Genomic DNA, 13,437 nt, shown 5'->3' with positions numbered 1-13,437 from the left:
TCAGTAGCTTTCGCGCTCAACCGTTTCAGCTACGGGAATGAACTTGTCGGCAAAGCCCTCGGAAGCCCGGGCGAGCACAGCAACGTCCGCGCCGACCAAGACAAAGGAGGCACCGGCGTCGAGATAGGCGCGGGCTGTCGCCTCGTTGAAGGCATTCACGCCGGCAGGCTTGCCCGCTGCTTTGGCGGCGGCGAGGCAGTGCTCGACGACGGCCCTGACCAAAGGATTTTCCTGCTGTCCCAGCAGCCCCATGGAGGCGGCGAGGTCCGAGGGGCCAAGGAAGATTCCGTCAACACCATCGACGGCCAGAATCTCCTCGACAGCCGATGCCGCAGCCTCCGATTCAATTTGGACCGTGAGGCTGATGGACTCGGAGGCATTGGCCAAGTAGTCCGGGACGCGGTTCCAACGCGACGCGCGGGCCAAAGCCGAACCAACTCCCCGGACCCCGAGTGGCGGGTACCTTACCGCAGCAACGGCGGTGGCTGCCTCGAAGGCTGAGTTCACCATGGGGATCAGCAGGTTCTGCACACCGAGGTCCAGGTATTGCTTGATGACCACGGTGTCATTGACCGGCGGCCGGACCATGACTTTCAACGGGTATCCACTCACGGCATGAAGCTGCGCCACGATGGATTCCAAGCCGTTGGGGCTGTGCTCTGCGTCAATCAGCAGCCAGTCCAGCCCTGAGCCCGCACAGATTTCTGCCACCAGGGGACTACCGGAACAAACCCACATTCCAGCCAACGGACGGCCGGCCTCGGAGAGGGCCGAATAGAAGGTGGGGCTCAGCTGAAGTGACATGTCACAACTCCCAACGGTCCGTAGTCCGCGTGCACGGTATCACCTTTGTACACCCATAGGGGGCGTGTAAACGAGCCTGCCAGGATGATATCTCCGGCTTTCATTGAGTCTCCGTGAGCAGCGATCTTGTTGGCCAGCCAATGGACTCCGTTGGCTGGGTGATCGAGCACTCCGGCGGCCACCCCGGTCTCCTCCACGGTCTGGTTTTTGTACAGAATCGCAGAGACCCAGCGGAGGTCGACGGAGTCCGGCCGCACCGGGCGGCCGCCCACCACCATGGCGCCCATCGCGGCGTTGTCCGAGATGGTGTCCACGATGGTCCGGCCCTCCATTTCGATCCTGGAGTCCAGGATCTCGAGGGCCGGAACAACGTAGTCGGTCGCGTTGAGCACGTCGAAGATGGTGCAGCCCGGGCCCTTCAAGGCGGACTTCAGCACGAAGGCCAACTCCACTTCGACCCGCGGGTGCGTGTACTGGTCCCACGCGACCGAGCACCCGGTCTCCAGGACCATGTCATCGAAAATGGCGCCGTAATCCGGTTCCGTAATGCCCGTGGCGGCCTGCATGGCCTTGGACGTGAGGCCGATCTTGCGCCCCACCAACGTGCGCCCGGCTTCCTCGTTCCGCCGCATCCACAACTGCTGCACGGCGTAGGAATCCTCCACCGTCATGTCGGGGTAGCGGGCGGTGAGGCGCGGGACCGGTTTGCGGTTCCGGCCGGCTTCGAGGAGCTCGTCGGCAATGGCTTCGATCGTCTTCGCGTCCAACATGGTTTAGACCTGCGCCCCCAGCTTGAACCCCTCGGCAGCTTCGCCGGATGCACCCTCGGGACGGGTGTAAGAGAAGCCATCGGCGCCGACCGTGACTGCCATCTCGGACTTGTCCTCGCGTTCAATGATGGGCTGCGGGTTGCCGTCCAAGTCCAGGACCAGGGAGGCCTCGGTGTACCAGGAGGGGACTACGGGGTTGCCCCACCAGTCGCGGCGCTGGTTGTCGTGGACGTCCCAGGTGACGGTGGGGTTGTCGGGGTCGCCGGTGTAGTAGTCCTGGGTGTAGATCTCCACGCGGTGGCCGTCCGGGTCCAGGATGTAGAGGTAGAACGCGTTGGACACACCGTGGCGTCCGGGGCCGCGTTCGATGCGGTCGGAGATGCGGAGGGCGCCCATCTTGTCGCAGATCTGGATGATGTTGTGCTTCTCGTGCGTGGAGAACGCGATGTGGTGCAGGCGGGGACCGTTGCCGCCGGTCAGGGCGGTGTCGTGCACGGTCTGCTTGCGGTGCATCCACGCGGCGTACGTGACGCCGTCAGAATCCTTGATGTCCTCGGAGACGCGGAAGCCGAGGTCCTCCAGGTACTTGCGTCCGCGCGGGACGTCCGGGGTGACCTGGTTGAAGTGGTCCAGGCGGACCAGTTCGCCGGCGGAGTAGAGGTCGTAGCGCTGGGTGAGGCGTTCCACGTGCTCCACGTCGTAGAAGAACTCGTACGGGAAGCCTAGCGGGTCTTCCACACGGACGGAGTCGCCAACACCCTTGGTGAATCCTTCCTTGCGGCGCTCCACCCGGCAGCCCAGTTCGCGGTAATAGGCCTCGGCTGCGTCCACCTCGGCCGGGGATTTCACCCGGTAGGCGAATGCTGCAGCGGCAGCAACGGGGCCCTTGCGGAGGACCAGGTTGTGGTGGATGAACTCCTCGAAGGAGCGCAGGTAGATGGTGTTCTCGTCTTCTTCGGTGACGTGCAGTCCCAGGAGGTCCACGTAGAACGCGCGGGACTTCTCAAGGTCCGTGACCACGAGTTCCAGGTAGGCGCAGCGGACGATGTCCGGAGCAGGAACCGTAGGAGTTGGGATCGGGCCGGTGAAAGGGTTGCTCATGATGGTCTCTCTTCGTTGAAAGGGGTAGGTGGGGAGCTTAGGCGCCGAATTTGGGCGTGTGGACTGAGCCGAGCGTGATGTGCACGGCCTGCTGGTCGGTGTAGAAGTCGATGGAGCGGTAGCCGCCCTCGTGGCCCAGGCCGGAAGCTTTGACGCCGCCGAAAGGGGTGCGGAGGTCGCGGACGTTGTGGCTGTTGAGCCACACCATGCCGGCCTCCACGTTCTGGGAGAAGTTGTGGGCCCGTGTCAGGTTCTGGGTCCAGATGTAGGCCGCCAGGCCGTACTTGGTGTTGTTCGCCAAGGCGAGGGCTTCGTCGTCGTTCTCGAAAGGCGTGATGGCCACGACGGGACCGAAGATTTCCTCCTGGAAGATCCGGGCATCAGGCGCGACGTCGGCAAACACCGTAGGTGCGATGTAGTTACCTTCGGGCAGGTGGTCGGGTCGGCCGCCGCCGGCCAGGAGGCGACCCTCGGACTTGCCGATCTCTACGTACGACGCCACCTTTTGGTAGTGCTCGGGGTGGACCAGCGCGCCCACTTGGGTCTTGGGATCGTGGGGATCGCCCACCACGATGTTCTTGGCCCGGGCGGCGTACTTTTCGCAGAATTCGTCGTAGATTGCCCGTTCCACCAGGATGCGGGAGCCGGCCGTGCAGCGTTCGCCGTTGAGGGAGAACACGCCGAACAGCGCCGAATCAATGGCTGCGTCCAGGTCGGCATCGGCGAACACGACGCACGGGGACTTGCCGCCGAGCTCCATGGACAGGCCCTTGAGGTTGGCGGCTGCGTTGCGGAAGATCGTCTGGCCCGTGGTGGTCTCGCCGGTGAAGGAGATCAGCGGAACGTCCGGGTGCTTCACCAAAGCGTCGCCGGCTTCTTCGCCCAAGCCGTTGACCAGGTTGAACACACCGTCGGGGAGGCCGGCGTCCTTGAAAATCTGGGCCCAGAGCGAGGCGGAAAGCGGTGTGAACTCGGCCGGTTTGAGGACCACGGTGTTGCCGGTGGCCAGAGCCGGGGCGAGCTTCCAGGACTCCAGCATGAACGGGGTGTTCCACGGCGTGATCAGGCCCGCAACGCCGATCGGCTTGCGGTTCACGTAGTTGATCTGCGAACCGGGGACCTTCATGGCGTCATCGAACTGGGCCACGATCAGGTCCGCGAAGAAACGGAAGTTCTCGGCAGCGCGCAGCGCCTGGCCCTTGGCCTGGGTGATCGGCAGGCCGGTATCGAACGTTTCCAGCTCGGCGAGGCGGGCTTCCTGTGCCTCCACCGCATCAGCGATCTTGTTCAACACCCGGGCACGCTCACGCGGCTTCATCTTCGGCCACGGACCGTTGACGAACGCTTCGCGGGCAGCGGCGACAGCAAGATCAATGTCTTCCTTCTGGCCGGCCGCAGCAGTGGCGTAGTTGCCGTTGGATACAGGGTCCAGGACATCAAACGTCTTGCCGGACAGGGAGTCAACGAACTCGCCGTTGATGAAGTGCTGGATGTGGGACGGCAGGTTTTCGGGGATGTAATGCTTGGCGGTCTCTACTGAGGTCGTCATCGTTGAAGTCCTAACTAGTGATCAGGGTTTGCTTGGGCGAGGTAGGCGTCCAGGGTGGCGGCGCGGTGTTGGCGGGCCGCTTTCTCGATGGTGTCGGCGTCTGCTGCGTTCTCGATGAGCCGCAGCAGTGCCTCATGTTCGCGCACCGATTCCTGGGCTCGGCCGGGGACAAAACGGAACGTCGACGAGCGTAGCGACGCCAGCCGGTTCCACCCCCGATGCACGAGGTCCAGAATGTGCGGGTTGGGGCAGTGTTCAAAAAGGACGCTGTGGAAGTCCTGGTTCAGCGCGGTGAAGCGGACGGGATCGAAGTGCTCCAGGCACTCACGCATTTCCTCATTCACGGCACGGGCGCGGGCAATGGCAACCGAATCGATCAGCGGTGCGGACAACGCGGTGGCCGCGCCCTCCACGATGCTTAGGGTCTGCATCGTGTACAGGTACTCGGTGGGGTCGATGCCGGACACTGTAGCGCCCACATTCCGCTCGAACTTCACCAGCCCTTCGGCCTCCAGCCGGCGGATCGCTTCCCGGACAGGGACCACACTGAAGCCCAGGTCTTCGGCGATTTTGGCGAGCACCAGCCGGTAACCCGGCGTGTACGTCCCCTCCACGATCCGCGCCTTCACGGCGGCGTAGGCTTGCTGGGACTTGCTTTGGGCGGCGGCGCTTTCGACGGCGGTTTCAGTCACTGTGGGCTCCTTGCCGGCTTTGCCACTCCTGGAAGCGTGCCTGCCATTCCTTATTCATCGGATACAGCCCATCTACGCTGTTGCCTTCCTGGACCATCTGGAAAATGAACGTCTCTTCCTTTTCCTGCTGGATGCAGTCGTCCACCAGTTCTTCGGCGATAGCCGGCGGGATCACCAGGATGCCGTCCGAGTCGGCCACGATGATGTCCCCGGGCTGCACGGTGGCTCCGCCGCAGGCGATGGTGATGTCCGTGTCCCACGGAATGTGCCGGCGTCCCAGGACTGCAGGGTGCGGGTTGGCGAAGTAGGTGGGCATTTCCAGGTCGGCCACGGCCGAGTAGTCGCGGACGCCGCCGTCGGTAATGATTGCAGCGGCCCCACGGACCTGGGCACGCAACGCGAGGATGTCACCGACCGTGCCGGTACCCTTCTCCCCGCGGGCTTCCATCACCAGGATTTCGCCTTCGTTCACGGAGTCGATGGCCCGCTTCTGGGCGTTGAATCCGCCGCCGTGGGTCTTGAACAGGTCCTCGCGGTTGGGAACGTAACGCAGGGTCCGGGCCAGGCCCACCACCTTGCGGTCCGGGCGCGTGGCCTGCAGGCCGTCGATGCTCACGTTGTTCAGTCCGCGCTTGCGGAGCTGGGAGGAAAGGGTTGCGGTAGCGACGGATTCCAGCTTCGCCTTGAGCTCCGGAGTCAGCACCGAAGCGGCGACGGCGGCCGGGACTGGCAGGCCCGCCGCTTCGCGCGATCCGTACGCCTCCTCCCGCTGGGTGTCATCAGTCTTGGGCCGGGCACCAAAGTCCGCGAACGGCGTCGTACCTTCCGTTACTTTGGTGGCCAGGCGGCGGCTGCTGAAGTCACCGCCGGTGACCTCAATTTCGACGACGTCACCCGGCTTGGCCACGGAGGCGCCGGCGGGGGTGCCGGTGAGGATGATGTCGCCCTCTTCGAGCGTGAGCAGCTGGGAAAGGTCCGCGACGAGCTGCGCGAACGGGAAGAGGAGGTCCTCGGTGGTGTCGTCCTGGACGAGGTTCCCGTTGTGCCACGTCCGGATTCTCAACTGCGTGGGGTCAACGGCGTCGGCCGGAATCAGTGCGGGACCAACGGGAGTGAAGCCGTCGCCACCCTTGGACCGAACGTTGGAGCCCTTGTCCGCGTACCGGAGATCGTAGACGCCGAGGTCGTTGGACGCGGTGACCCATTCGACGTGGCTCCATGCATCGTCCAATCCGACGCGACGGGCGGACTTGCCGATGACCAAGGCGATCTCACCCTCGTACCCGAGCAGTTCACAACCGGCTGGGCGCTCAACGGTGCCGGGGGCGTCCGCGGATCCAAGTGCCAGCGAAGACGACGGCTTCAGAAAGTACGACGGCTGCTCGGGAGTGCGCCCACGCTGGGCCGCGCGGCTGGGGTAGTTGATGTGGACGGCAATAACTTTGCGCGTCCGGGCCAGCATGTCCTGGCTGACTTCCTGGGTCCGGAACTCCAGTGTCACGGCGCCTCCTCCTGATCAAACATTTATCAAGTACGAAATCGTATACGATAACTATGGACCGGGAACGTGATCCGCGTCAACCCCCTCATCAAACCCAACTGACTCGCAATAGTGGTTGTCATGAGCGCCCAAAACAACCACTATTGCGAGTTAGTTGGGTACTCAGGAGGGGCGGGCGTGGCTTTGGGCGATGAGCAGGAGCAAGGGGAGCCGTTGAGGTTCGCCGATGGCCCGGAATGGGAACACTGGCTCTCCGAGAACCATGCCACCCGGACCGAAGCCTGGCTGGTCATCGGGAAGAAGAACTCGGGCGCTGGCCTCATTGAGATCCAAGACGCCCTGGACGGAGCCCTCTGTTTCGGCTGGATCGATGGCCAACGCAAGGGCTACGACGAGAAGACTTTCCTGCAGAGGTACTCCCGCCGCCGGGCTCGAAGTTCGTGGTCCCAAGTGAATGTAGGCAAAGTGGAGACGCTGATAGATGCAGGCCGCATGCGTCCGGCCGGATATGTGGAAATAGACGCAGCCAAAGCCGATGGCCGTTGGGAAGCGGCCTACGTTTCCCAAGCCAACGCCGAGGTGCCGGAAGATCTGGAAGCTGCACTGGCACGCGACCCCGCGGCCCGCGAGGCTTTCCAGCGTCTCGGCAAGACCAGGCGTTACCTCGTCATCCTCCAGGTACTTAAAGCCCGCACTCCCGAGTCGCGCGCCAACGTCCTGTTCAAGGCAATGGAGAAGTTGGCGAAGGGAAACTAGCCACTCTTACAAACTGTCGGTGGGCTCCCGTAGGGTACCGGCATGGACATCATCCTTGTACCCGGTTTCTGGTTGGACGCGTCGTCATGGGAGGAGGTGACGCCGCCCCTGAAAGCAGCTGGCCACAGGGTTCATCCGCTGACGCTGCCAGGGCTGGAGTCTGTGGATGCACCACGTGCAGGTATCGGCCTCCGTACCCACATCGACGCCGTAGTGGCGAAGGTAGATTCCCTGGACGGCAAGGTGGTCCTGGTGGGCCACTCAGGTGGCGGCGCCATCATCCATGGCGTGGCCGATGCCCGCCCTGACCGAGTGGCGCGCGCCGTTTACGTTGACAGCGGACCGCTCGGTGAGGGCGGGGTCATCAATGATGAACTGCCCGACGACGGCGACGACCTCCCGCTGCCGCCTTGGGAACTGTTCGAAGACGAAGACCTGGTTGACCTGACGGATGAACTGAAGGAAGCCTTCCGTGCGCGGGCCATCCCGGAGCCTAAAGGCGTTGCCGTCGAGCAGCAACACCTGGGCGACGTCCGGCGCTACGACGTGCCGGCCACGATTATCGCCTGCCAGTTCCCCTCGTCGCTCCTCAAGGAATGGATGGATGCCGGACACCCGTTCACGGCGGAACTCGCCAGGATCCGGGACGTGGACTATATCGATCTCCCCACGGGACACTGGCCGCAATTCACCAAACCCAAGCAACTGGGTGAGGCGATTTTGACCGCGGTGGAACGCGTCAGCTAGCTACTTAGTGGCGGGGCGGCGTATTAGTCGCCGGTCCTTCCGGCGCGGCGCCGCCCTCGTCAGTCCAGTCGCTTCCCGTGGTGTCATCCAAGGCAGGATCGGACACAACATCCGACTTGATGGTGGGCACGGTGGTGACGGTTGGCTTGGTAACGGCGGGCTTGCTGTCGGAAGAGGAACCGGGATGTTCGCTGCCCTTCGGGGACGTGATGCCCGGGAACATGGTCTCGGCCTTTTCCATCAGCTTCTTGCCGGCCTCATACAGGTTGTCCAAAATGTCCGGCACCGACTCTTGGACGGCTTCCGTGGCCTGGTGGACGTTCTCTTGAACCTCAGGGTTCTTCCAAAGCTTCTCAGTGCCTCCCCGCACGCGGCGATACACCTCCGGCCAGGATTTGGATCCCCACACGTAACCGACAGCCACGCCAACGGCGAACAATGCTTTGCCTTTCACAGCAATCACTCCTTCCGAGGTGTTTGTCCTTCGACAGTAGTCCCGCTGGCCGTACCATGTCACCTGCGCCTTGACCGCGAACCAGTTAATCCGGATTTGCCGAAATAAAACTACCAACTAAACTCTTATGCCAACCAACGGATAACCGCAGGAAGTAACCGCATCACAACCCGAGGAGTGAAAACCATGGGACTGGGCGACAAGATTAAGAACGCTACTGAAGAAGCAGTTGGCAAGGTCAAGGAAAAGACCGGCGAAACCACCGGCGACAGGGACCTGCAGGCCGAGGGCCTTGGCGAGCAATCGAGGGCAAACCTCAAGCAGTCCGGGGAGAAGATCAACGACGCCGCCAAGGGAGTCGCGGACTCTTTCAAGGGTCACTAGACCGCGAATCCGCGGCATTCCGGGGCTGCAAGCAAGGACGGACTAATAGTCAGGTTACTTGCTACTAGCCCCGGGAGCCGCTAGCGTTGCTTGTGTAGTACCGAGTCTGACCCAATCAGCAGGAGTGCTTTATTGGCTATATTTCATAAATTCATCGGGGTTGCATAAATAGTTCCACTCCCCCACATTCCATAGGGCCTCCAGGGCCCCATTACGGTGCCTACACCTTGGAACAGGCACCCGGTGAACTTACTCGCTTCATCACGTTCATGGAATTTCCATCAACAAGAAAGTAGGAGCAAAAATGGGTTTCTTTGGTTTTCTTCTGCTCGGTCTTTTGGCCGGCGCTATCGCAAAGCTTATTCTTCCCGGCCGCCAGGGTGGCGGCTGGCTGATCACCCTCCTCTTGGGCGTCGTCGGCGCTCTTCTGGGCGGTTGGATCGGTGGCCTCATCTTCGGCACCGGCCTCCAGGAATTCTTCTCCCTCACCACGTGGCTCCTGGCCATCGGCGGCTCAATCATCGTGCTGCTGATTTACGGCCTGGTCACCGGCCGCAAGGCACACCATGGCTAACAACCAGAACCGCGACGCCAACGGCGAGGAACTCGACGGCCAGTACACCGAAGGTGATTACGGAGACGCAGGGGCGTCACCGGAAACCCTGAAGGATGACGCCGGCGGTGACTACACGGAGGGTGACTACGCAGAAAAGACAGTGCCCTCGGCGGATGCCGAGCTCGACGAAAAGAACACGGAAGACACCCCACGGGATCGTCCGTTCTCATCCGAACCGGATGACGAAGCGTCGGGCACCAGCCGCCCGTAACATCTAAATACAGCCAAGAACCCGGAGGACTGCAACCGCAGCCTCCGGGTTCTTGCGTTGTCCGGGGCCTGATACTTTCGGGCATGGATTGTTGGGGCATTGGAGTGGAGGTCCGCGTAGCGTCGGTGAAAAGAATGGAGACAGGATGCAGGGCTGGAACCGGGCCATTGAACTCATCGAGCAGGATCTCACCGCGGAGATCGAAGTGGCAGATTTGGCGCGTGCCGCTTTAACCTCCGAATACCACTTCCGGCGGATGTTTTCCTCCCTGGCAGGCCTACCGATCTCCGAGTACATCCGCAGGCGGCGCCTGACAGCGGCCACTGCGGAAATCCTGGAGGGCAGGGCTGTGCTGGACGTTGCCTTTCGCTACGGGTACGGATCGGCGGAAGCATTCACCCGCGCGTTCAAGGCCATGCACGGGCTCAACCCATCCCAAGCCCGATTGCCGGGAGCGGTTCTCCATTCCCAGCCTCAACTGAGGTTCCACGTCCGAGTCGAAGGAAATACCGACATGAAGCACCGCATAGAAGACAAACCTGCTTTCCGCCTTATCGGACTGAAAGCCCGTGTTCCGCTGGTCCACGAAGGACCCAATCACGCCATCATCGAGTTTCAACGGGGCCTGGACCCCGCCGTCACCGCACGCATGCTCGAGTTGGCGGATGCGGATCCGGCCGGGCCCTTGTCAGTCACTGACAACATGGAAGAACAGCGCACCGAGGGAAGCGAACTGGATTACTGGCACGCAGTGGCTTCTACCAAGCCTGCCCCTCCGGGCTTCGATTCCCTTGAGGTCCCGGCAGGGCTGTGGGTGGTCTTTGAAACCGAGGGAAAGTTCCCGGAAGTCCTGCAGGGTATGTGGGCAGACGCCGCCACGGAATGGTTTCCGGCCAACCCCTACAGGTGGGCGCCGGGACCGGAAATGCTCAGTGTTCAGGTGGAACCAGGCCGGACGCATGGCCGCGGCCAATTGTGGATCCCTATTGAAAGGGAAGATCTACCCTGACGGAGCTGATTCGAGGAGCTGGTAGATCTCGGCCAGGGGCAGCACGTTCTGCCGGTACTCACGAATAAGAACCCGCAGCACTGACTCGGCAGCCTCTGCATCCTCCGTTCCAATGGCCTCGGCTGCGTAAACCGCCTTGATGTTGTGCGCAAAGGCATCGGCGGCCGTTTGGGCAATGCAGTTATGGGCAGAAATGCCGGCGAGAATGACCGTGTCGACGCCCCAATTCCTCAGGCGCATCGCAAGATCAGTTCCAAAAAAGGCACTGTCCCGGGTCTTGATCAACCGTGGAAGATCGGCAGTGAGCAGCCCGGGAACAAACTCGGCCTGCTCACTGCCCCTGAAGATGAAGCCCTGATCATCCTCAAGCATGTTGAGGCTCCACGTGGATTTATCCCGTTCGTGAACGGTTTCCACCAGGAGGACTTTGGACCCGGCTTGGAGCGCGGCGTTGGTCAGCGAATTACAGGCAGCAACAATTTCCTGCCGACGCCCCTTCAAAGAAGGGTCTTCGAAGTAGGCGTTCTGCATGTCGATCACCAACACAGCGATCATTGGCTGTCCCCCTACTTAAAACTCAACCTCATTGAAACGCCCCGCCGCAGCTCAGAGTCCCTTGCCACCCGTGACGGGAAGGACGGCGCCTGACATGTAGGATCCTTCGTCGGATGCCAGCAGCACGTAGGCAGGTGCCAGCTCAGCCGGCTGGCCGGCCCGGCCCAGCGGGGTGTCCTGCCCGAAGGTGGGGAGCTTGTCCGGCCATTCGGTGGCAGGAATCAACGGGGTCCAGATAGGGCCCGGCGCCACTGCGTTGACGCGAATGCCCTTGGGACCGAGTTCCTCGGCCATGGCCTTGGTGAAAGCCACTTGGGCTGCCTTGGTCATGGCGTAGTCGATCAATTGCGCGGAAGGATTGAATGCCTGGATGGATGCCGTGACAATGATCGAGGCACCCGGACGGAGATGTGGAATGGCTGCCTGCGCGGTCCATATGAGGGAATACAGATTGGTCTTGAAGACCCTGTCGAACTCCTCAGTGGGGATGGTCTCCAAGCCTTCGCGGTTCTTCTGGTAGGCCGCGTTCAACACCACCACGTTGAGCCCACCAAGCTCCTGCACGGTTCGTTCCACAATCTCAGCCGCAAAGCCCTCATCCCGCGCATCCCCGGGCAACAGCAGGACCTGCGCTCCGCACTCACGGATCCATTCCGCCGTCGACTGTGCGTCTTCCTCTTCCTCCGGCAGGTAGCTGATAGCCACGTTGGCACCCTCTCGCGCGTAGGCGATGGCTACCGCGGCGCCGATGCCGGAGTCGCCTCCGGTGATGAGGGCGGTCTTGCCCTGAAGGCGCCCGTGCCCCACGTAGCTCTTCTCGCCATGGTCCGGTTGCGGATCCAGCGGCTTGGTGAGGCCCGGCTGTTCCTGTTCCTGCTGGGGGAATTTGCCCGAGTGGTACCCGCTGCGGGGATCCGATGGCGCGGAGGTGAGGCGGTTCCCGTCGGTTCGCTGCTTGTCTGTCTGGTTCGGATCACCTTGAGTCATGGTTCTGCCCCTTTTTCAGATTTCACTGCATGGTACTGATTCTCTACACGGTACTTTTTGCCCTGTACCCCGCTTCCCAAGCTCCTAAACGCCGTCAGAACTAGGTCCGCAGAGTCCTCGCTTTGACCATGAGGAACAACCCATAGGAGATGAGCCCGAGTGCCACAGCAGCCAGCAAATACGGACCATAAGGCTGCTCCCTCAGGGCTTTCAAACCGCCGTCAAGCCCGGTTGATTGCTCGGGCTGGGCGCGAACCGCGGCAATGACCACCAGCAATCCAACGAGGAACAGGGCGATCCCCTTGGCGATGTAGCCCACCACGCCGACCCAGAGTTGGAACTTGTGCACGGCCTGGCTGGACGACAGAGAGAGGTCCTTCGTGAACGTCTGCCGGAAGCCCCTCACCGCAAAAACGATGCCGGTGATCGCTACTCCGGCGCCGATGGCGACCAGCAGGAATACGCCGAACGGCGCCTTCATGAGAGTGACAGTGAAGTCGCTGCTGGATTCACGGCTGTTCTGGCCCTGTCCTACGACGAAGGACATGATGGTGGCAGCCAAAGCAGCGAACACAAGGGCCTGCCCCAAGGCCGAGAGCCTCTTGGTCAGTTTGTTGTCCGAGGCGTTCCGGTAGCCCAGGATGGCATTTCCCAATTGCCATAAGGCCAACGCCGCACAGGCTGCGAAGCAGGCCCAGAGCAGGAAGGGGCCGGCTGGCTTGTTGGCCAATTCGGTCACCGCACCACTGACATCGGCCTCACCGCCGCGGCCCACCGCGAGTTGGACTGCGATGACGCCGATCAGCACGTGCAGCAGCCCGCTCACGGCGTAACCGGCCCGGGCAACAGCTGCGAAAGTTCGCGAATTCGCGGCTTCCTCGGCCACATCAGCGGCCTTCCTCATCTCTTCCTTGATGGCAAGCCTCCTTATTTTCGCGTTGGACTCCATCGTCCCTTAAACGACGTCGGGCAGGCACCCCTTGGTGCCTGCCCGACTCAAAGGGTGCCCGCCCGACTCAAAACTTGAAGGGACTTAGAATCCGACGACCGACTGTGGCCAGATGCTCCGGAGACCCGCGCCCAGGGGATTGAACGGCTCGCGGACGATCACCACGGCACGGGCCTGGCCTGGAAGTTCCCCTGACTGGTTGGCAGCCTCCGCTGCGCCTGCATGGGCATCGGACTTTACGTGGGTAGCGCCGGTGTTCATGGACTTGGCGGTGATCTGCTCGGTCATTTCGGTGGTCCTTCCTGGAAGTTCCCGTCAGCTCCATTGGCTGATGTTTCAACCATCGGACGGG

General features: G+C 62.2%; 17 protein-coding genes. 6 read left to right on the top strand and 11 right to left on the bottom strand.

The annotated features are described in order from the left end of the window. From J3A64_RS19745 to J3A64_RS19720, 6 genes are read right to left on the bottom strand one after another with little or no spacing between them, the layout of a single operon-like run. Complete coding sequence (locus tag J3A64_RS19745; RefSeq protein WP_011776513.1) at positions 1-804, bottom strand: HpcH/HpaI aldolase/citrate lyase family protein; 804 nt, start codon at positions 802-804, stop codon at positions 1-3. Continuing rightward, entirely contained in the window at positions 789-1,574 is a 786-nt protein-coding gene (hpaH, locus tag J3A64_RS19740) for a 2-oxo-hept-4-ene-1,7-dioate hydratase (protein ID WP_014923128.1), read from the bottom strand. Before hpaH ends, J3A64_RS19745 begins: the two co-directional genes overlap by 16 nt. Positions 1,575-1,577: 3 nt before the next feature. Beyond that, entirely contained in the window at positions 1,578-2,675 is a 1,098-nt protein-coding gene (gene hpaD, locus J3A64_RS19735) for a 3,4-dihydroxyphenylacetate 2,3-dioxygenase (RefSeq protein WP_014923129.1), read from the bottom strand. A gap of 37 nt (positions 2,676-2,712) precedes the next feature. Next, positions 2,713-4,224 carry a 5-carboxymethyl-2-hydroxymuconate semialdehyde dehydrogenase gene (hpaE, locus tag J3A64_RS19730; protein ID WP_210065509.1) on the bottom strand — a complete coding sequence of 504 codons (1,512 nt, stop codon included), beginning with the start codon at positions 4,222-4,224 and terminating at the stop codon, positions 2,713-2,715. A 14-nt stretch (positions 4,225-4,238) separates the two neighbouring features. Next, the gene (locus J3A64_RS19725) at positions 4,239-4,916 is read right to left on the bottom strand and encodes a GntR family transcriptional regulator (RefSeq protein ID WP_011776516.1); all 678 of its coding nucleotides are present in this window, start codon (positions 4,914-4,916) and stop codon (positions 4,239-4,241) included. Then, positions 4,909-6,378, bottom strand: a complete 1,470-nt coding sequence (locus tag J3A64_RS19720) for a fumarylacetoacetate hydrolase family protein (protein ID WP_374100566.1) — start codon at positions 6,376-6,378, stop codon at positions 4,909-4,911. Before J3A64_RS19720 ends, J3A64_RS19725 begins: the two co-directional genes overlap by 8 nt. A gap of 159 nt (positions 6,379-6,537) precedes the next feature. On the opposite strand from J3A64_RS19720, the gene J3A64_RS19715 reads away from it, so the two are divergent. Both J3A64_RS19715 and J3A64_RS19710 read left to right on the top strand, forming a co-directional pair. Beyond that, a complete protein-coding gene (locus tag J3A64_RS19715) occupies positions 6,538-7,173 on the top strand; it encodes a YdeI family protein (RefSeq protein WP_286176411.1) in 636 nt (211 codons plus the stop codon). Positions 7,174-7,215: 42 nt separating this feature from the next. Beyond that, positions 7,216-7,920: an alpha/beta fold hydrolase gene (locus J3A64_RS19710; RefSeq protein ID WP_014923133.1), complete on the top strand. Its 705-nt coding sequence runs from the start codon at positions 7,216-7,218 to the stop codon at positions 7,918-7,920. Between the two features lie 4 nt (positions 7,921-7,924). Here the strand turns inward: J3A64_RS19710 and J3A64_RS19705 are convergent, their stop codons facing one another. Then, positions 7,925-8,374: a hypothetical protein gene (locus J3A64_RS19705; protein WP_043470813.1), complete on the bottom strand. Its 450-nt coding sequence runs from the start codon at positions 8,372-8,374 to the stop codon at positions 7,925-7,927. A 186-nt stretch (positions 8,375-8,560) separates the two neighbouring features. Here J3A64_RS19705 and J3A64_RS19700 point away from each other — a divergent pair, with 186 nt between their 5' ends. The 4 genes from J3A64_RS19700 (at position 8,561) to J3A64_RS19685 (ending at position 10,594) form a co-directional block, all read left to right on the top strand. Beyond that, a complete protein-coding gene (locus tag J3A64_RS19700) occupies positions 8,561-8,758 on the top strand; it encodes a CsbD family protein (protein WP_043470816.1) in 198 nt (65 codons plus the stop codon). A gap of 304 nt (positions 8,759-9,062) precedes the next feature. Then, positions 9,063-9,332, top strand: coding sequence for a GlsB/YeaQ/YmgE family stress response membrane protein (locus J3A64_RS19695; protein WP_011776522.1), 270 nt, complete (start codon positions 9,063-9,065; stop codon positions 9,330-9,332). Beyond that, entirely contained in the window at positions 9,325-9,585 is a 261-nt protein-coding gene (locus J3A64_RS19690; RefSeq protein WP_014923136.1) for a hypothetical protein, read from the top strand. The genes J3A64_RS19695 and J3A64_RS19690 overlap by 8 nt, the downstream gene beginning before the upstream one ends. Positions 9,586-9,730: 145 nt before the next feature. Beyond that, positions 9,731-10,594 (top strand): helix-turn-helix domain-containing protein, encoded by an 864-nt coding sequence (locus J3A64_RS19685; RefSeq protein WP_011776524.1) that lies wholly within the window; start codon positions 9,731-9,733, stop codon positions 10,592-10,594. Here the strand turns inward: J3A64_RS19685 and J3A64_RS19680 are convergent. The 4 genes from J3A64_RS19680 to J3A64_RS19665 form a co-directional block, all read right to left on the bottom strand. After that, complete coding sequence (locus J3A64_RS19680; RefSeq protein WP_011776525.1) at positions 10,586-11,149, bottom strand: cysteine hydrolase family protein; 564 nt, start codon at positions 11,147-11,149, stop codon at positions 10,586-10,588. The genes J3A64_RS19685 and J3A64_RS19680 overlap by 9 nt on opposite strands. Before the next feature lie 51 nt (positions 11,150-11,200). Beyond that, positions 11,201-12,136, bottom strand: a complete 936-nt coding sequence (locus J3A64_RS19675; RefSeq protein WP_014923139.1) for an SDR family oxidoreductase — start codon at positions 12,134-12,136, stop codon at positions 11,201-11,203. Positions 12,137-12,236: 100 nt separating this feature from the next. Next, a complete protein-coding gene (locus tag J3A64_RS19670; RefSeq protein ID WP_210065505.1) occupies positions 12,237-13,085 on the bottom strand; it encodes a DUF1206 domain-containing protein in 849 nt (282 codons plus the stop codon). An 84-nt stretch (positions 13,086-13,169) separates the two neighbouring features. Then, entirely contained in the window at positions 13,170-13,373 is a 204-nt protein-coding gene (locus J3A64_RS19665; RefSeq protein WP_210065503.1) for a hypothetical protein, read from the bottom strand. Positions 13,374-13,437 lie beyond the last annotated feature (64 nt).

Source organism: Pseudarthrobacter sp. PvP004 (assembly GCF_017876035.1).
GTDB lineage: Bacteria > Actinomycetota > Actinomycetes > Actinomycetales > Micrococcaceae > Arthrobacter > Arthrobacter aurescens_A.
The sequence above is the reverse complement of the archived record's forward strand: the minus strand, read 5'-3'. Positions and strand labels throughout refer to the sequence as shown.